This window comes from Nocardia thailandica NBRC 100428, assembly GCF_000308795.1.
Lineage (GTDB): Bacteria > Actinomycetota > Actinomycetes > Mycobacteriales > Mycobacteriaceae > Nocardia > Nocardia thailandica.
In genome coordinates this window covers 1-16,436 of the sequence record NZ_BAGK01000056.1, presented here as the reverse complement: position 1 = coordinate 16,436, position 16,436 = coordinate 1, and the positions used below count along the sequence as shown (strand labels likewise).

Genomic DNA, 16,436 nt, shown 5'->3' with positions numbered 1-16,436 from the left:
CGGTCAGCGGGCGGCGACCGTGCCCGCCTCGACGGGGGCGTCCCAGTCGATGCGGTAGCGGCGTTCGGCGCCCATCGTCTTCTCCGGGTTCATCACCGTGCGCACCATGAGCGGCATCATCGCGTTCATGAAGCGCCGGGCGATCGGGCCGGGGGTCTTGGAGTGGTTGATCCTGGCGGCCCGGGCCGCGATCCCCTCGACGCGCCCGCGGCGCAGCCCCTCGTAGGCGGCGAAGGCCGCGCCCGGGGAATCGAGGTCGCGCAGGCAGCGGGCGAGCTGCACGCCGCTCTCGATCGCCAGGGACGCGCCCTGCCCCGAGCTGTTGGACGGGGCGTGCACGGAGTCGCCGACCAGGACCATGCGGCCCCGGTACCAGTGCGGCACCGGCGGCATGATGTGCAGGGCGCCGGTGATCTCGAGGTTCTCGGCGGTGGTCCGGCGCGCGAATTCGCCACCGGGGGTGTCGGAGGCGTAGGTCTCGCGCAGCACCGAGAGCCAGTGCTCGGCGGGCACGGCGCGGGCCTCGGTCAGCGAGAGGTACTGCTTGTGCGGCAGATTCGCGCCCCACGCGACGCGCCCGTCGGCGCCCCGCCAGTACAGGTAGTAGGCCCTGGCGCCGAAGGCGAAGACCATCGTGTCGCCGGGCAGGTCGAGATCGGCGTCGAGGAGCGCGCCGAAGCCGAGCATGCCGGTGTAGTCGGGGCCGGGCGCGGCGGGGTCGATGAGGGTGCGCACGGTGGAACGGATGCCGTCCGCGCCGACGAGGACGTCGGCGGTGGCGGTGGTGCCGTCGGCGAAGTGCGCGGTGATCCCGTCGGCGTGCTCGTCGACGCCGGTCAGCCGCTTGCCGTAGTCGAACGGGACGCCCGCCGCGACCGCGTGGTCGTGCAGCGCGCGGTGCAGTTCCCCCCGGTCGACGACCTGCAGCGGCGGCTGATCCGGGAGCACGGGCAGGACGTGCTCGCGCCCGCCGACGGCGAGGCGCATCCCCGAGACGGGCGACGCGATGGCGCGCACCGCGTCGCCCGCGCCGACGATGTCGAGGGCGGCCAGGCCGTTGGGGGCGAGGGCGAGCCCGGACCCGATGCCGTCGGACGGGCCGGGATAGGCCTCGGCGACGCGGGCGTCGATGCCCGCCTTGCGCAGGGCGGTGGCGGTGACGGGTCCGGCGATGCCGCCGCCGATGACGAGTGCGGAACGGATGGTGGACATGGGTGGTCTCCGATTCTGAGTTCGTGGGGAAACGGAACCGCTGCCGCCCACGCCACCCGGTTATCCTGTGGGTGCCAGCCTCGAGGCCGGGTGTGCGTGCGCGCGGACACGGTCCGGGACGGTTACCCCGGGTCCGGTGGCGTGTTGCCGCACGCCGCCGGGGCCGGGTCTGCGAAGTGTCAGTGCTGATCGTGCTGGTCGGGCGCGGCACCCCCCTCGGTGAAGTCGGCGATGCGGTCGGCGCGCATGCCCTCGGCATGCCATTGCCGCCACAGGTCCTGGCCGGAGAACGTGCCCGCGCGCAATTCCTCGCGCAGGCCGCGCGCCCAGGCCGCCTCGGCCTCGAGCATGGCCAGGCCGAATTCGGACTCGACCACGAACAGCCGGGGCAGCGTGCCCGCCAGCGCCGCGAGGTCGGCCCGGGTGCGGTCGATGATCTCGTCGAGCGCCGCGATCCGGGTGCCGAGCAGCTCGACGACCTCCTCGGGCGGCAGCACGGCCAGGATCGACAGCCCGGCGGTGAAGTGGTGGTGCTCGGTCTCGGGGGTGGACAGCAGTTCCCTGGTCCAGTCGGCCATCTCGGCGCGGCCCGCGTCGGTGATCCGGTAGATGACCCGTTCGGGGCGCGCGCCGTCGCGTTCGCTGCCGACGACCTCGAGGAAGCCGGCCTTGGCCATGTTCTGGACGACGGTGTAGAGCGAGCCCCACTTGATGTCCATGTCGCGGTCCTTGCCGCGGTCCTTGAGCGTGGCGGCGATCTCGTAGCGGTGCATGGGCCGTTCCACGATGACCGACAGCACCGCCAGGGCCAGCAGGTTGTTCACCTTGCGCTTGGTCGCCACGACGCCTCCTTACTCGCCTACGAATATACGTCTACGAGTATTCGCCGGCAAGGGCTGTCCACCTGCCCTGACGCGGACGAATTCAGGCCGGCGCCGCAGTGGGGCTGTCGGCGCCCTGGTCGAGGAGCTTGGCCGCGATGTTGGCCAGGGCCGCGTCCAGCAGGGCGCGGTCGGCGGGGTCCTGGTAGTTCCAGTCGTCGAGGCGGTCGCCGAGCCAGCGCCGCCAGCCCTCGCGCAGGGTGTCCACCTCGGCGGAGCCCGCGACGGTGAGCGCCAGCCGGCCGGCGTCGTCGGCGAGGTAGCCGTCCTCCACGCAGCGCCGGAAGATCGGCGCGATGACCTCGACCGGGATGCGGTGCCGGAAGGCGATGTCGCGCAGGGTCGCGAACCCGACGACCTTGCCGTGCAGGTACACCTGCGCCAGCGCCCAGCCCTCGGCGGGCCCCAGCGAGCTGTGCGCGGCCTTCAGGATCTGCCCGACGATCGGTCCGTCGGCCCTCGCCCGGCGCACGGTGGCGGCGACCTGGCGTTCGAGCAGGTCGACCCGGTCGGCGGAGTCGGGCACCGAGAAGCCCTCGCCGACATCGGTGGCCCCGTGCCGCGCGCTGTCGCGCAGCCGGACCTGCGGCAGGAAGAACGCGACCGCGAGGCCGACCAGCGCCACCGGCACGACCCATCGGAAGACATGGTCGATGGAGGCGGCGTAGGCGTCGATGATCGGCGCGGCCTGCTGTTCGGGCAGGCGTCTCAGCAGTTCGGGATTGGCGGCCACCTGCGGCGAGGTGCCCGCCTCGACGATCGCGCGGGGCAGCTTCTCGTCGAGTTGCGCGCTGTAGAGCGTGCCGAACACCGCGGTGCCGAAGGCGCTGCCCAGCGTGCGGAAGAAGGTGACGCCCGAGGTCGCGGTGCCCAGGTCGGCGTAGGGCACGGTGTTCTGCACGACGATGGTGAGCACCTGCATGGCGGAGCCGAGACCGAGGCCGAGGACCAGCATGTACAGCGATTCCAGCCAGACGCTGGTCTCGCGGCCCATGGTCGACATCAGCAGCAGGCCGAGCGCCATGAGCGCGGTGCCGACGAGGGGGAACACCCGGTAGCGGCCGGTCTTCCCGACCACCTGCCCGGACAGGATCGAGGTCGCGAACAGGCCGACGACCAGCGGCAGCGTCCGCACGCCCGACACCGTCGCCGACACCCCGTCGACGTATTGCAGGTAGGCGGGCAGGTAGGTCATCGCGCCGAGCATGGCGAAGCCGACGATGAAACTCAGGACCGACGACACCGTGAAGACCCGGCTCCGGAACAGCCGCATCGGCAGCATCGGTTCGGCCGCGCGCTGCTCCACCGCGACGAAGGCGCCGAGCAGCACCACCGCGCACGCGAACAACCCGATGATCTGCCAGGAGCCCCACGGATACTCGTTGCCGCCCCATTCGAGCCCGAGGATGAGCGCGGAGACGCCGAGGGCGACCAGGCCGATGCCGAGGTAGTCGATGACCGGCCGGGTGCGGGCCCGCACGCGCGGCAGGGTGCGCGCCGCCATCAGCACCATGATCACGGCCAGCGGCACGTTGACGTAGAAGCACCAGCGCCAGCTGATGTGGTCGGTGAACAACCCGCCGAGGGTCGGCCCGACGACGGTGGTCACGCCGAACACCGCCCCGAGCGCGCCCTGGTATTTGCCGCGTTCGCGCAGCGGGATGGTGTCGGCGATCAGCGCCATGGAGGTGACCATCAGGCCGCCCGCGCCGACGCCCTGGATGCCGCGCGCGAAGATCAGCAGGCCCATGCCCTGCGCGAGTCCGGCCAGCGCCGAGCCCGCGATGAAGACGACGGCGCTGACCTGGAAGAGCAGTTTGCGCCCGAACAGGTCGCCGAGCTTGCCCGCGAGGGCGGTGGCGACGGCCTCGGCCAGCAGGTAGGCCGTGACGACCCACGCCATGTTCCCGGCGCCGCCCAGGTCGGCCACGATGGTCGGCAGCGCGGTGGAGACGATGGTCTGGTCCAGCGCGGCCATCAGCATGCCGAGCACCACGGTGGCGAAGACGATGTTGGTCTTCGCCTTGCTCATCGGCGCGACGGGCTCGTCGTCCGTAGCAACTGCATCGGCCATGGCCCCAGTATGGGCGTTCCCCCGCGCGGACGGCCGCCAGTGACACGGCGGCAATCGGGTTGCGGGTCAGCGCACGGCGTAGCCGGCCAGGCCCGGCGCGAGGGCGGCGAAGGCGCGGTCGACCTCGTCGGCGAGCGCGGCGGCGATGGCGGCGTCGTCCTGGCCGGCGAGGGTGCGTCGCTGGGTCTCCTCGAACAGCACCCGGTGTACGCCGGCGAGCTGGGCGGCGGCGACGCGCGGGGCGAGGTCGTCCGGCGCGGCGCCTGTGGCCTCGGCCAGCGCGCAGGCCAGGGCGTTCTCGCGCTCGTCGTGCAGTTCGCGCAACCGGGCGCGCAGGGCCGGGCTGCCTGCGATCATCGCCGCGAAGGGGCGGCCGCTGAACCCGGCGACCGGGTCGCACGCCGCCGCGGCCGCCCGGTAGGCGCGATGGAGGGCGGCGTGGGCCGACTCCCCCGGCGCGCGCTCGGCGACGGTGCGCGCGAGCCCGGCCGCGAAGACGTCGCCGTGGTCGAGGGCGAGGTCCTCCTTGCGGGGGAAGTAGTTGGTGACGGTCATCTTCGAGACCTCCGCCGCGGCGGCGACCTCGGCGATCGTGACGTTGTCGAAGCCGCGCTCGAGGAACAGCTCGGTGGCGCGGTGGGAGATGGTCTCCCGGGTCTGCTGCTTCTTCCTGGCGCGAAGCCCCTGGTCGTTTGCCATGACGCCACCCTACCCGATACCGACCTAAATTTATGCTTGACATATTTTTAGGTTGCTTCTAAGTTTGTTCTCGTCAGCCCGAGACGGGCACCGAGCGAGACAGGACAGCGCATGCCCCACGGCCCCGATCACGCCGCCCACACCCGCATCACCGTCCACCTCGACGAAGGAGCAGCACCCATGGCGCGATACCTGACCCACCGTTTCCCGGCCGCCGAATCCGCCCGCACCACACCGGCTTTCCCGACCAGCCGCAAGCGCGGGGGCCGCGCCGCCGTGCGCGGCGGGCAGGGCTGGCAGGCGCCCACCCGGCGCCCGCTGCGCATCCCCGGCCGCTGAGAAACGCCGGGCGGGCGGCCGTCGGCCGCCCGCCCGGACCGGACATCCCCTCGCACAGAACAGGACCCGCCGTGCCCCAGACCCTGACCGTCAGCGCCGACCCGATCAGCGACTACCTGACCACCATCGGCCGCACCGCCCTGCTGACCCCCGAGGAGGAGCACGCCCTCGCCGAATGCGTCGCGGCGGGCGCCGACGCACGCCGGGCCCTGGACGAGTCCGCCGCCGCGGGCACCGCGCTCGGCACGCAGGAGCGGCGGGCGCTGCTGCGCGCCGAGGCCGAGGGGCGCCGCGCCGCCGACCACATGGTGCGCGCGAACCTGCGCCTCGTGGTCTCCATCGCGCGCCGGTTCCCCACCGACGCGGGCCTGTCGCTGCTCGACCTCGTGCAGGAGGGCACCGTCGGTCTGATCCGCGCGGTGGCGAAGTTCGATCCCCGGCGCGGGGTGAAACTGTCGACCTACGCGACCTACTGGATCCGCCAGGCCATCGGCCGGGCCCTGTCCGAGCAGGGCCGGACCATCCGCCTGCCCGCGCACGTCGCCGAGGTGCTGCACCGGCTGATCCGCACCCGCGTGCGGCTCGAGCAGGAGCTCGGCAGGCCGGCCTCCGCCGCCGAGCTCGCCGCGGCGCTGGAACTCCCGGTCGAGCGGGTCGACGCCCTGCTGCGCCACGAGCAGCGGCCCGCCTCGCTGCACACGACGGTCGGCGAGGACGGCGAGCTGGGCGACCTCATCGCCGATCCCGCGCCGGGCCCCGCCGAGCGGGTGGCCGAGGCGATGCTGCCCGACCGGGTGGCCGCCGCCCTGAGCGTGCTCACCGAGCGGGAGGCCCAGGTCATCCGCCTGCGCTTCGGCCTGGAGGAGGGCGAGGCCCGCACCCTCGACGAGATCGGCGGCCGGCTCGGCGTCTCCCGCGAGCGGATCCGCCAGATCGAGGCCAAGGCCATGACCAAGCTGCGCAGGCCCACCTGCACCCGCGCCCTCGCCGACCTGCTCGACTGACCCTTCCCTCGTATCTTACTCCAGAGTAAGGTACGGGGCATGGCGTGGAAACCAGCAGCAATCGCGGACCAGACCGGCCGCACCTTCGTGATCACCGGGGCCAACGGCGGCCTCGGCGCCGAGACGACCCGGGTCCTGGCCGCCCGCGGCGCCACGGTGATCATGGCCTGCCGCAACGCGGCCAAGGCCCGCGAGGTCGCCGATGCGATCCCCGGTGACGTGCGCGTCGCCGCCCTGGATCTGGCCTCGCTCGACTCGGTCCGCGAATTCGCCCGCGAGCAGGGCGAATTCGATGTCCTGATCAACAACGCGGGCCTGATGAACATACCGTTCTCCCGGACCGCGGACGGCTTCGAGACCCAGTTCGGGGTCAACCACCTCGGCCACTTCGCCCTCACCGGGCTGCTGCTGGACCGGATCACCGACCGCGTGGTCACCCTCGCCTCGATCGCCCACAAGCAGACGCCCAAGCTCTGGATCGACGACCTCAACTACGAGCACCGCCGCTACCAGCGCAATCTCGCCTACGCCCAGGCCAAACTGGCCAACCTCATGTTCGCCCGCGAGCTGCAGAACCGCCTCGGCGCGGCCGGGTCGAAGCAGCGCTCCTACGCCGTGCACCCCGGCGTCTCGGCCACCGACCTGTTCGCCCGCACCGAGACCGTGCTGGACAGGGTCAGCAAGCCCTTCATCCGGCTGATCGGGCACCCGCCCGCCAAGGCCGCGCACTCGACCCTGTTCGCCGCCACCGAACCCGACGCCGACCCCACCGTCTACTGGGGACCCAACCGCTGGATGCAGTCCCAGGGCCCGGTCGAACCGTGCCCCTCGACCCGCCTCTCCCGCGACCCCGAGCTGCTGCGCAGGCTGTGGGAGGAATCCGAGCGGATGACCAGCGTGGTGTACGAGCTGCCCGCCTGACCGACGCGGACCCCCGGCGTGGCGGCTGTGAGCTGCGCCGACACCCGCATGAGCGGGGTCACCACGGCAACGCCCCGACCCCGGCCGCCCCCGCGCACGCGGGTACAGTCGGGGTCGTGTCCGATTCACCGCATCGCCCGGCGCACAACCGTCCCGCGCTCATCGCGCTGGTCGTCGTCGCCGCTCTCGGCTGCCTGGCGCTGGGCTGGTGGCAGTGGCAACGGTTCGAATCGTCCACCGGCACCGGCCAGAATCTCGGCTACGCCCTGCAGTGGCCGCTGTTCGCGGGCTTCGCGGTGTTCGCCTATTTCCGGTTCGTGCGGCTCGAGCGCGAGAGCCGGGAGGACTGCGAGTATCAGGAGGGCACGGAGGAGCCGGAGCGGGCCGCCGGGCCGCGGCCGTCCCGCGCCGAGCGGGTGCGCGAGATCCCGGCGGGGATCCTTCCCGAACGGCCGACCGCGCCCCGCGCCGACGACCCCGAGACCGTGGCCTACAACGCCTACCTCGCCGGACTGCACGCCCGCGACATCGATGACCAGGTCCGCCGCGCCGGACTGCACGCCCCCGAGAGGAACGCCGGGTGACCACCAGCGAGAACCAGACCCCCGAACTGGCCAACACCACCCCCGCCCCGGCTCCGCCGAGGGGCGCCGCGAGCCGCGACAAGATCCGCGGCGCGTTGCAGCGGTACCGGGCGCTGGCCTGGATCACCGGTGTGTGGCTGCTCGTGCTCACCGGCGAGCTGATCTACAAGTACCTGCTGCTCGACGACAAGAACGACGCGCCGAGCTGGTTCTTCTACATCGGCCAGGCGCACGGCCTGTTCTACATGCTGTACCTGGTGTTCACCATCGACCTGGCCATCAAGGCGCGCTGGAAGCCGGTCACCACCGTCACCACCGCGCTGGCGGGCACGATCCCGTTCCTGTCCTTCGTCTTCGAGCACCTGCGCACCAAGCAGGTCAAGGAACAGTTCGGCCTGTAGGTCACCCGACGCACCGAAGGCCCGGCCCGCGAGCGGCATTCGCGGGGCCGGGCCTTCGTCGTCGGCGCTAGAGCGCGCGCAGCGCGGGCAGCAGCTGGGTGAGCGCGCGGCCGCGGTGCGAGACCGCGTCCTTCTCGGCCGGGGTCAGCTGGGCGGCCGAACCGGTGCCGCCGTCCGGGAAGAACAGCGGGTCGTAGCCGAAACCGCCGTCGCCCACCGGCTCCCGGCCGATCCGGCCCGGCCACTCGCCCCGCACCACGGTGCCGGTCCCGTCGGGCAGGACCAGCGCGCAGGTGGAGACGAACCGGGCGCCGCGGCGCTCGTCGGGGACGTCGCCCAGCTGCGCGAGCAGCAGCGCGTTGTTGGCGGCGTCGTCGCCGTGACGGCCGGACCAGCGGGCCGACAGGACACCGGGCATGCCGTTGAGCGCGTCCACCGCGATGCCGGAATCGTCGGCCACGCAGGGCAGCCCGGTCGCGACCGCGCCGTCGCGGGCCTTCGCGAACGCGTTCTCCTCGAAGGTGGCGCCGGTCTCGGGCGCCTCCTCGTAGGGCGGCACGTCGTCCAGCGACACGAGGTCGATGCCCTCGACCCCCGCCTCGTCCAGGATGCGACGCAGTTCCTTCAGCTTCTTGGCATTCCGGCTGGCGACCAGCACGCGGGCGGCCACGGCTACTTCTTCGCCGCGGGCTCGGGCAGCCCGCCCGGGTAGGGCAGCGCGAGCGCGGCCTTCTGCACGTCGAACAGCTGCTGACACCCGGCCAGCGCCGAGTCCAGCATCTTGTCCAGGGTGGAGCGCGGGAAGGTGGCGCCCTCGCCGGTGCCCTGGATCTCCACCAGGGTGCCGGTGTCGGTGGCGACCACGTTCATGTCGACCTCGGCGCGCGAATCCTCCTCGTACGGCAGGTCGAGGCGGACCCGGCCGTCGACCACGCCGACGCTCACCGCCGCGATGGCGCACGAGATCGGCTGCGGGTCGGCCAGTTTCCCGGCCGCCGCGAGGTAGGTCACCGCGTCCGAGAGCGCCACGTAGGCGCCGGTGATGGCCGCCGTGCGGGTGCCGCCGTCGGCCTGGAGCACGTCGCAGTCGATGGCGATGGTGTTCTCGCCGATGGCCGCGAGGTCGATGCAGGCGCGCAGGGAACGACCGACCAGCCGGCTGATCTCCTGGGTCCGGCCGCCGACCTTGCCCTTGACCGACTCGCGACCGCTGCGGGTGTGCGTCGCGGCGGGCAGCATCGCGTACTCGGCGGTGAGCCAGCCCAGCCCGGAATCCCGGCGCCACGGCGGCACCCCCTCGGTGACGCTGGCCGTGCACATGACCCGCGTCTGCCCGAACTCCACCAGCACCGAACCCGCCGGATGCGAGGTGAACCCCCGGGTGATCTTCACATCGCGGAGCTCGTCGTCCGCTCGTCCATCAGCTCGTCTCGTCACGGGGACATTGTGCCCCGCGCGCGGTGCCGGCTCAGCGCGACCCTGGAGCTTCGGCTCAGATGTCGAAGGTCTCGCCCGGGGACACGGCGTGCACCGGGCCCGCGAAAGCGGCCTTGGCCTCGGCGATGACGTCCTCCCGCGAGGTCCACGGGGGGATGTGGGTGAGCAGGAGTTCCTTGGCGCCCGCGCGGGTGGCGATCTCGCCCGCCTCGGTGCCGGAGAGATGGATGCCCGGCGGCCGGTTGGCCGGGTCGTGGGTCCAGGAGGCCTCCGACATCAGCACGTCGGCGCCCTCGGCGAGCTCGACCACGGCGTCGCACATGGCGGTGTCGCCGGTGTAGACGAACACCTTGCCGGTGGCGGTGGTGATGCGCAGGCCGTAGGACTCCGGCGGGTGGTACATGCGGCGGGCCTCGACGGTGTTGCCCGCGCCGAACGGGATCGCCTCGCCCTCGGCCCACGCCTGGGAGTCGATGACGTCGGACCAGTCGTCGGTGTCGCCGCCGATCTCGGCGGAGGCGTTGCCGATGCGCAGGGCCGCGTCGGACGGGCCGCGCACCAGGGCCCTGCCGACCGGCGGATTCGGGTGGTAGCGCCGCCACACCAGCAGGGCGGGCAGGTCGAGGCAGTGATCCGCGTGCAGGTGCGTCAGGAAGATGTCGACGTCACCGGGGTTGAGGTGGCGCTGCAGCGCGCCGAAGATCCCGGGGCCGAAGTCGATGACGGTCGGACGGATGTCCGGGCCGGTCAGCAGGTACCCCGACGCTGGGGAGTCCGGGCCGGACACACTGCCCGAGCACCCGAGGACGGTAAGGCGCATGTCCCCATGCTGCCACGACGGATTGGTGCTCAATGCAGGATCCCCCCAATTTCCGGACCGGACCCCGGGTTACCGCGTAGGCACAGCGCGGCCGTCCGGAATCCCACGGCGGCGTCGACGTTCATCACCAGAGAGTACCCAGCCGGCCACGACACCACCCACTGCCCCGAAAAGATGGCCCTGCCAAGAGATTCGGGGATCGCTGGGGAGCACGCCCCACAGCATGGAGCCGTAGATCGCGAAGATCACCACGCCGAGCAGGATCTGCCCGACGTTGCGGGCGAACCAGCCGCGGCAGATCAGATAGGTCAGCCAGCCGAAGACCAGCGAGGACGCGCCGAGGTGCACGCCCGCCGAGCCGGTGAGCCAGGTGCCGACCCCGGCGATCACCCAGATGATCGCGGTGGCCGCGAGCCCGCGCCCGATCCCGGACAGCAGCACCAGGAAGCCGAGGACCAGCAGCGGGAGGGTGTTGGCCATCAGGTGCGCCCAGTCCGCGTGCAGCAGCGGCGCCCACAGGATGCCGTCGAGGCCGTCGGCCTCGCGGGGCTCGATGCCCGCGCGATCGAGCTGTGCGGGTGAGATCACATCGACCAGCTCGATGGCATAGAGCGCGACGACGAAGGCGCTGATCGCGATCCCCGCGCGCAGCCAGCCCTCGACCGCGCGGCCGCCGTCCGAGGGCGTCGCGACCGGACCGCGGCGCAACGCCTCGATACGGTCGGGATCGAACGACGATCCGATACCCGTCATGTGCCTCTCCTGCCCTGCGCCGAACGCCTGTGGTTCCCAGGGTCGGCGCAACCGCGCCCCGGCGCAAGCAAGGCGGCCGGGGCGCGTCGGGCGCTCAGGCCCAGAGCTGACCGTCGAGGCGTTCCTCGGCCTCGTCGAGGGTGCCGTCGTAGGCGCCGGTCGACAGGTACTTCCAGCCGCCGTCGGCGACGACGAAGGCGATGTCGGCGCGCCTGCCCGCCCGCAGCGCCTTCGCGCCGATGCCGAGGGCGGCGTGGAGGATCGCGCCGGTGGAGATACCGGCGAAGATGCCCTCCTCGCCGACCAGCTCGCGAGTCCGCTTGACCGCGTCGTAGGGCCCGACGGAGAAGCGGGTGGTCAGCACCGACTCGTCGTAGAGCTCCGGGATGAAGCCCTCGTCGATGTTGCGCAGGCCGTAGACCAGCTCGCCGTAGCGGGGCTCGGCGGCCACGATCTCGATGCCGGGCACGTGCTCGCGCAGGAACCGGCCGGTGCCCATGAGGGTGCCCGTGGTCCCGAGACCTGCCACGAAGTGGGTGATCTCGGGCAGGTCGGCGAGCAGTTCGGGGCCGGTGGTCTCGTAGTGCGCCCGCGCGTTGGCCGGGTTGCCGTACTGGTAGAGCATCACCCAGTCCGGATGCTGCGCGGCGATCTCCTTGGCCATCGCAACGGCCTGGTTGGAGCCGCCTGCGGCCGGGGAGGTGATGATCTCGGCGCCGAACATGGTCAGCAGCTGACGCCGCTCGACCGAGGTGTTCTCCGGCATGACCGCCACCAGCCGGTAGCCCTTGAGCTTGGCGGCCATGGCCAGGGAGATGCCGGTGTTGCCGCTGGTCGGCTCGAGGATGGTGCACCCCGGGGTCAGCAGCCCGTCCCGCTCGGCCTGCTCGATCATCCGCAGCGCGGGCCGGTCCTTGATGGACCCGGTCGGGTTGCGGTCCTCGAGCTTGGCCCACAGGCGGACGTGGTCGTCGCCGTCCCACTGCGGGGAGAGCGTGCGCAGCCCGACCAGCGGGGTGTCGCCGAGGGTCGCGATGAGCGACTCGTAGCGGGCCACGGATCTAGGCTCCGCCCGCCACGGCGGGCAGGATCGTGACCGAGCCGCCCGCGGGCACCTCGGCGGCAAGGCCGCCGGCGAACCGCACGTCCTCGTCGTCGATGTAGATGTTGACGAAGCGGTTGAGCTTGCCGTCGGAGAGCAGCCGGTCGGCCAGGCCGGGGTGGTTGGCGTCGAGGTTCTCGATGAGCGCGGCCAGCGTGGCGCCCTCGGCCTGCACCCGCTTCTCACCGCCGGTGAGACCACGCATGATGGTCGGGATGGACACGGTTACCGACATGGGAACTCCTCGTTCGAGATGAAAACAGGTCTGGGTCAGTAGGTTTCGACGATCCGCACCGGCTCTTCGGTGACCTCGCCGTCGACGATGCGGTAGCTGCGCAGCTCGTGCCGCTCGGGATCGCGGGTGGAGATGAGCACGTAGTGCGCGAACGGCTCGGCGGCGAACGAGATGTCGGTCCGGCTGGGGTAGGCCTCGGTGGCGGTGTGCGAGTGGTAGATCACGACCGGCGTCTCGTCGCGGTCGTCCATCTCGCGCCAGACCGCCAGCTGCTCGGCGGAGTCGAAACGATAGAAGGTGGGCGAGCGCTCGGCGTTGATCATGGCCACGAAGCGCTCGGGCCGGTCACTGTCCTCGGGCCCGGCGATGATGCCGCATGCCTCGTCGGGGTGATCGGCGCGCGCGTGCGCCACCATCGCATCGACGAGATCCGCCCTGATCGTCAGCACGAGGCACAAACCCTTCCGCTTCTCGGCACCGGTGCGCCCGCTCCGGGCACACCTCGACAACATCCCACCCTAGGCGGCTATTCCGGCGCCCCCGCATCCCGGTCTCCCCCCTCGCGGGCCGGGCGCGCCCGATCAGCCGGGAAACAGGTCCCGATAGGCGGGGATGCCCGCGACGGACTCCGCGCGCAGCACCGCGTCGACGACCGCGCGCTCCACGACGACCGCGGCCGCCGTGCACAGCTGGTCGAGCAGCAGCAGGTCGGCCGGGAAGGCGGCGGGCAGCGGCGGCGGCGCGGGGACGGCGGCCGTGCCGGTGGCGAGGGCGAACAGGGTGTCGCCGTCCAGCGGCGAGTGCACCGGGCGGATGGCGCGGGCCAGGCCGTCGTGGGCGGTGGTGGCCAGGCGGCGGCAGCCCGCCGGGTCGAGCGGCGCGTCGGTGGCGACGACGCCGATGGTCGTGTTGAGGACGGTGCCCTTGGTGGGCAGGTCGCGGGCGCGGGCGATCTGTTCGGGGGTGCCCGCCCGCAGCCCGAAGTGCGCGGGCCCGTCGGTGCCGGTCCCCCACGGCAGCCCGGTCCGCGGGTCGAGCACCGAGCCGACCGGGTTGGCGACGATCAGCGCCGCCACCGTCACCCCGGCCGCCGGGCCCTCCTCGAAAACCAGGCTGGCCGAGCCGATCCCGCCCTTGAGGGCGCCCGCGCGCGCCCCGACGCCCGCCCCGGCGGTGCCGCGCGCGAAGTCGGTGCCCGCCGCGGCGGCGGCCCGGTAGCCGAACTCCGCGGTGGGGCGGATGTCCCAGGCGCCGACCGGCAGGTCGAAGATCACGGCGCCGGGCACGATCGGCACGACCTTGGCCGGGTCGGCCGGGTCCATCGGAATGCCCTGGCCCGCTTCCTCGAGGAAGCGCATGACCCCGTCGGCGGCGGCGAGACCGTAGGCGCTGCCGCCGGTCAGCAGGACCGCGTCGACCCGCCGGACCGTCGCGCCGGGATCGAGCAGGTCGGTCTCCCTCGTCCCCGGCCCGCCGCCGCGCACGTCGGCCGAGGCGACCGCGCCGCCGGGGACGCGCACGACCGTGCAGCCGGTGGCCGCGCCGCTGCCGAGCGTCGCGGCCGGATCGAGCGCGTGGTGGTGCCCGACCAGGACGCCGGGGACGTCGGTCAGCGCGTCGCGATGCCCGGGCCGCGCGTTCACGGCGCCAGCGCCTGGAGCAGCGAGTCCTGCATCCAGGTCAGCCAGTGGTAGACGTCCAGGTGCGGCGCGCGGGGGTCGGCCGGGTCGAAGTGGTCGGGGGTGTCGGCGTCGATCTCCAGCATGGTGCCGAGCGCGAGGCGCACGTCGGTCAGCGCGGCCAGCCACGCGTCGGCCTGCTCGGGGGTGAGCACGATGCGGCCGCCGTGTTCGGGGACGGTGTCGAGCACGACCGCACCGGCGGCGAGCTTGGCGTCGATGATCTCCGGTTCGTGCAGGCTGCGCAGCGCGCTGTTGAGGTCGGCGCGTTTCGCGTCCGGGGAGCCGGGTTCGGCGCGGTGGAAGTCGGGCAGCAGGCGCAGCAGCTGCGGATCCTCGGGAGCCAGCGAGTTACCGGTGCGCAGACCCGTGAGGGCGGCCAGTTCGTCCTGCGGCGCCTCGGACGCGCGATCGCTGAGCAGCCCCGACACCGCGCCGACGAGGGAGCGCAGCACCGCGGCCTCGTGTTCGTCCATCTCGGATCGAAGCTTGAGACCGCTCAGAGAGTTCTTCCTGCTCCATTTCCGCACGGCGCTACGGTACCCGTACCCCTCAGTCGTCCCGCTGCATCGTGGCCCACAGTCCCGCGGCGTGCAGGCGGCGGACGTCCTGTTCCATCTTGTCCCGCGAACCGGAGGACACCACGGCCTTGCCCTCGTTGTGCACCTGCAACATCAGCTCGGTCGCCTTGGCTTTGCTGTAGCCGAACAGCTTCTGGAATATGTAGGTGACGTAGTGCATGAGATTGACCGGGTCGTCCCAGACGACGGTCACCCAGGGCCGGTCCTCGGCCTCGAGGATGTCGGTCTCCTCCACCGTCTCCGGCGTCGCCTGCGGCACCGCCATCACCACCGGGCAGCTCACGCCCGCGGCTTCGACCTCGAAGCTGCCTGACGTGCCATGGGCGGTTCCGGCGGAAATGCACAGGGCCATGACTCTCAGGGTACGACTCGTCCGCGGAGAAACAAACTACAGTTCGGCGGGTGCCCAACCCTGACGAAGTGGCCAGCACCGCCCTGCTGACCGACCAGTACGAACTGACCATGCTGGCCGCGGCGCTGGCCGACGGCTCCGCGCACCGCCGCTGCGTGTTCGAGGCGTTCGCCCGCCGATTGCCCGCGGGCAGGCGCTACGGCGTCGTCGCGGGCACCGGCCGGTTGATCGAGGCGCTGACCCGATTCCGGTTCGGCCCCGAGGAGATCGCGATCGTCGAGCGCTTCCTCGACCCGGAGACGGTCCGGTGGCTGCGCGACTACCGCTTCACCGGCGACATCGACGGCTACGCCGAGGGCGAGCTGTACTTCCCGGGTTCGCCCCTGCTCACCGTGCGCGGCACCTTCGCCGAGTGCGTCCTGCTCGAGACGCTGATCCTGTCGATCTACAACCACGACAGCGCGATCGCCTCGGCCGCCGCGCGCATGGTCAACGCGGCCGCCGGGCGGGCCACCATCGAGATGGGGTCGCGGCGCACCCACGAGCTGGCCGCGCCGTCGAGTTCGCGCGCCGCCTACCTGGCCGGCTTCGACGCCACCTCCAACCTGGAGGCGGTCCGCCGCTTCGGCGTCCCCGGCGCGGGAACCAGCGCGCACGCCTTCACCCTGCTGCACAGCGGCGCCGACGGCCAGCACGAGGCCGAGGCGTTCCGCTCCCAGGTGCGGGCGCTGGGGGTGTCGACCACGCTGCTGGTCGACACCTTCGACATCACCCGCGGCGTGGCTACGGCGATCGAGGTGGCCGGGCCGGAGCTGGGCGGGGTGCGGATCGACTCCGGCGACCTCGGCGTGCTGGCCCGCCAGGTCCGCGACCAGCTCGACGGGCTCGGCGCCACCGACACCCGCATCGTGGTGTCCGGCGACCTGGACGAGTACGCCATCGCGGCCCTGCGCGCCGAACCGGTCGACGTCTACGGCGTCGGCACCTCCCTGGTCACCGGCTCCGGGGCCCCGACCGCGGGCATGGTCTACAAGCTGGTCGAGGTGGAAGGCGTGCCCGTCGCCAAACGCAGCTCGCACAAGGAGTCCCGCGGCGGCGCGAAGGTCGCGGTGCGGCTGGCCAGGGCGACCGGCACGGTAGTGGAGGAGGTCGTCTACCCCGAGACCTCGGCGGCGCCGGACCCCGGGGAGTTCACCGCGCGCCCGCTGCAGCGTCCGCTGGTCCGCAAGGGCGAACCGGTCCCCGACCTGCCCGCCCTGACCCGGAGCCGCGAGCTCGTCGCCGACGGCCTGGTCAGCCTCCCGTGGGAGGGCCTCAAGCTCTCGGCGGGCGAACCGGCCATCCCGACCACCTTCCTGGGCT

General features: G+C 72.4%; 20 protein-coding genes. 6 read left to right on the top strand and 14 right to left on the bottom strand.

Features of this window, described 5'->3' with window-relative positions:
* Nucleotides 1-3 precede the first annotated feature (3 nt).
* From ON36_RS05940 to ON36_RS05925, 4 genes are all read right to left on the bottom strand, one after another.
* On the bottom strand, nt 4-1,212 hold the full coding sequence (locus ON36_RS05940; protein ID WP_043648661.1) for an FAD-dependent monooxygenase: 1,209 nt from the start codon (nt 1,210-1,212) through the stop codon (nt 4-6).
* Nucleotides 1,213-1,391: 179 nt separating this feature from the next.
* Nucleotides 1,392-2,054 carry a PadR family transcriptional regulator gene (locus tag ON36_RS05935; protein WP_043648658.1) on the bottom strand — a complete coding sequence of 221 codons (663 nt, stop codon included), beginning with the start codon at nt 2,052-2,054 and terminating at the stop codon, nt 1,392-1,394.
* A gap of 82 nt (nt 2,055-2,136) precedes the next feature.
* A complete protein-coding gene (locus tag ON36_RS05930) occupies nt 2,137-4,167 on the bottom strand; it encodes an MDR family MFS transporter (protein ID WP_043648655.1) in 2,031 nt (676 codons plus the stop codon).
* 66 nt (nt 4,168-4,233) lie between these two features.
* Complete coding sequence (locus ON36_RS05925) at nt 4,234-4,866, bottom strand: TetR/AcrR family transcriptional regulator (RefSeq protein WP_043648652.1); 633 nt, start codon at nt 4,864-4,866, stop codon at nt 4,234-4,236.
* A 111-nt stretch (nt 4,867-4,977) separates the two neighbouring features.
* Here ON36_RS05925 and ON36_RS05920 point away from each other — a divergent pair, with 111 nt between their 5' ends.
* The 5 genes from ON36_RS05920 (at nt 4,978) to ON36_RS05900 (ending at nt 8,115) form a co-directional block, all read left to right on the top strand.
* Nucleotides 4,978-5,205 carry a hypothetical protein gene (locus tag ON36_RS05920; protein ID WP_043648649.1) on the top strand — a complete coding sequence of 76 codons (228 nt, stop codon included), beginning with the start codon at nt 4,978-4,980 and terminating at the stop codon, nt 5,203-5,205.
* A 71-nt stretch (nt 5,206-5,276) separates the two neighbouring features.
* Complete coding sequence (locus tag ON36_RS05915; protein ID WP_245557925.1) at nt 5,277-6,209, top strand: sigma-70 family RNA polymerase sigma factor; 933 nt, start codon at nt 5,277-5,279, stop codon at nt 6,207-6,209.
* Between the two features lie 39 nt (nt 6,210-6,248).
* Nucleotides 6,249-7,130: an oxidoreductase gene (locus ON36_RS05910; protein ID WP_043648646.1), complete on the top strand. Its 882-nt coding sequence runs from the start codon at nt 6,249-6,251 to the stop codon at nt 7,128-7,130.
* Nucleotides 7,131-7,246: 116 nt separating this feature from the next.
* Nucleotides 7,247-7,714 (top strand): glucitol operon activator, encoded by a 468-nt coding sequence (locus ON36_RS05905; RefSeq protein ID WP_043648643.1) that lies wholly within the window; start codon nt 7,247-7,249, stop codon nt 7,712-7,714.
* A 26-nt stretch (nt 7,715-7,740) separates the two neighbouring features.
* Nucleotides 7,741-8,115, top strand: coding sequence for a DUF3817 domain-containing protein (locus tag ON36_RS05900; protein WP_052313695.1), 375 nt, complete (start codon nt 7,741-7,743; stop codon nt 8,113-8,115).
* A 67-nt stretch (nt 8,116-8,182) separates the two neighbouring features.
* On the opposite strand, the gene rdgB is transcribed toward ON36_RS05900, so the two are convergent.
* The 10 genes from rdgB to clpS form a co-directional block, all read right to left on the bottom strand.
* The gene (gene rdgB, locus ON36_RS05895; RefSeq protein ID WP_043648637.1) at nt 8,183-8,785 is read right to left on the bottom strand and encodes an RdgB/HAM1 family non-canonical purine NTP pyrophosphatase; all 603 of its coding nucleotides are present in this window, start codon (nt 8,783-8,785) and stop codon (nt 8,183-8,185) included.
* Nucleotides 8,786-8,787: 2 nt separating this feature from the next.
* Complete coding sequence (gene rph / locus ON36_RS05890) at nt 8,788-9,552, bottom strand: ribonuclease PH (RefSeq protein ID WP_043648634.1); 765 nt, start codon at nt 9,550-9,552, stop codon at nt 8,788-8,790.
* A 55-nt stretch (nt 9,553-9,607) separates the two neighbouring features.
* A complete protein-coding gene (locus ON36_RS05885) occupies nt 9,608-10,372 on the bottom strand; it encodes a cyclic nucleotide-degrading phosphodiesterase (RefSeq protein WP_043648631.1) in 765 nt (254 codons plus the stop codon).
* A gap of 69 nt (nt 10,373-10,441) precedes the next feature.
* Nucleotides 10,442-11,125 (bottom strand): rhomboid family intramembrane serine protease, encoded by a 684-nt coding sequence (locus ON36_RS05880; RefSeq protein WP_043648628.1) that lies wholly within the window; start codon nt 11,123-11,125, stop codon nt 10,442-10,444.
* Between the two features lie 94 nt (nt 11,126-11,219).
* Nucleotides 11,220-12,182 (bottom strand): PLP-dependent cysteine synthase family protein, encoded by a 963-nt coding sequence (locus ON36_RS05875; RefSeq protein ID WP_043648626.1) that lies wholly within the window; start codon nt 12,180-12,182, stop codon nt 11,220-11,222.
* A 4-nt stretch (nt 12,183-12,186) separates the two neighbouring features.
* Nucleotides 12,187-12,462 (bottom strand): MoaD/ThiS family protein, encoded by a 276-nt coding sequence (locus ON36_RS05870; protein ID WP_043648623.1) that lies wholly within the window; start codon nt 12,460-12,462, stop codon nt 12,187-12,189.
* Between the two features lie 35 nt (nt 12,463-12,497).
* The gene (locus tag ON36_RS05865; RefSeq protein ID WP_043648620.1) at nt 12,498-12,911 is read right to left on the bottom strand and encodes a M67 family metallopeptidase; all 414 of its coding nucleotides are present in this window, start codon (nt 12,909-12,911) and stop codon (nt 12,498-12,500) included.
* A gap of 132 nt (nt 12,912-13,043) precedes the next feature.
* Complete coding sequence (locus ON36_RS05860) at nt 13,044-14,105, bottom strand: P1 family peptidase (RefSeq protein WP_043648617.1); 1,062 nt, start codon at nt 14,103-14,105, stop codon at nt 13,044-13,046.
* Nucleotides 14,102-14,671 carry an oxidative stress transcriptional regulator AosR gene (gene aosR, locus ON36_RS05855; RefSeq protein ID WP_043648615.1) on the bottom strand — a complete coding sequence of 190 codons (570 nt, stop codon included), beginning with the start codon at nt 14,669-14,671 and terminating at the stop codon, nt 14,102-14,104. The genes ON36_RS05860 and aosR overlap by 4 nt, the downstream gene beginning before the upstream one ends.
* Before the next feature lie 22 nt (nt 14,672-14,693).
* Complete coding sequence (gene clpS / locus ON36_RS05850) at nt 14,694-14,987, bottom strand: ATP-dependent Clp protease adapter ClpS (RefSeq protein ID WP_052313694.1); 294 nt, start codon at nt 14,985-14,987, stop codon at nt 14,694-14,696.
* A gap of 197 nt (nt 14,988-15,184) precedes the next feature.
* On the opposite strand from clpS, the gene ON36_RS05845 reads away from it, so the two are divergent.
* On the top strand, nt 15,185-16,436 hold a 1,252-nt coding region (locus tag ON36_RS05845; RefSeq protein ID WP_245557927.1), incomplete at its 3' end, for a nicotinate phosphoribosyltransferase.

Bases quoted from the DNA above. Each gene is read 5' to 3' on its own strand.
- clpS (WP_052313694.1), bottom strand. From the start codon at position 14,987: ATGGCGGTGCCGCAGGCGACGCCGGAGACGGTGGAGGAGACCGACATC.
- ON36_RS05870 (WP_043648623.1), bottom strand. From the start codon at position 12,462: ATGTCGGTAACCGTGTCCATCCCGACCATCATGCGTGGTCTCACCGGC.
- ON36_RS05920 (WP_043648649.1), top strand. From the start codon at position 4,978: ATGCCCCACGGCCCCGATCACGCCGCCCACACCCGCATCACCGTCCAC.
- ON36_RS05930 (WP_043648655.1), bottom strand. From the start codon at position 4,167: ATGGCCGATGCAGTTGCTACGGACGACGAGCCCGTCGCGCCGATGAGC.
- ON36_RS05880 (WP_043648628.1), bottom strand. From the start codon at position 11,125: ATGACGGGTATCGGATCGTCGTTCGATCCCGACCGTATCGAGGCGTTG.
- ON36_RS05925 (WP_043648652.1), bottom strand. From the start codon at position 4,866: ATGGCAAACGACCAGGGGCTTCGCGCCAGGAAGAAGCAGCAGACCCGG.
- ON36_RS05940 (WP_043648661.1), bottom strand. From the start codon at position 1,212: ATGTCCACCATCCGTTCCGCACTCGTCATCGGCGGCGGCATCGCCGGA.
- ON36_RS05910 (WP_043648646.1), top strand. From the start codon at position 6,249: ATGGCGTGGAAACCAGCAGCAATCGCGGACCAGACCGGCCGCACCTTC.
- ON36_RS05885 (WP_043648631.1), bottom strand. From the start codon at position 10,372: ATGCGCCTTACCGTCCTCGGGTGCTCGGGCAGTGTGTCCGGCCCGGAC.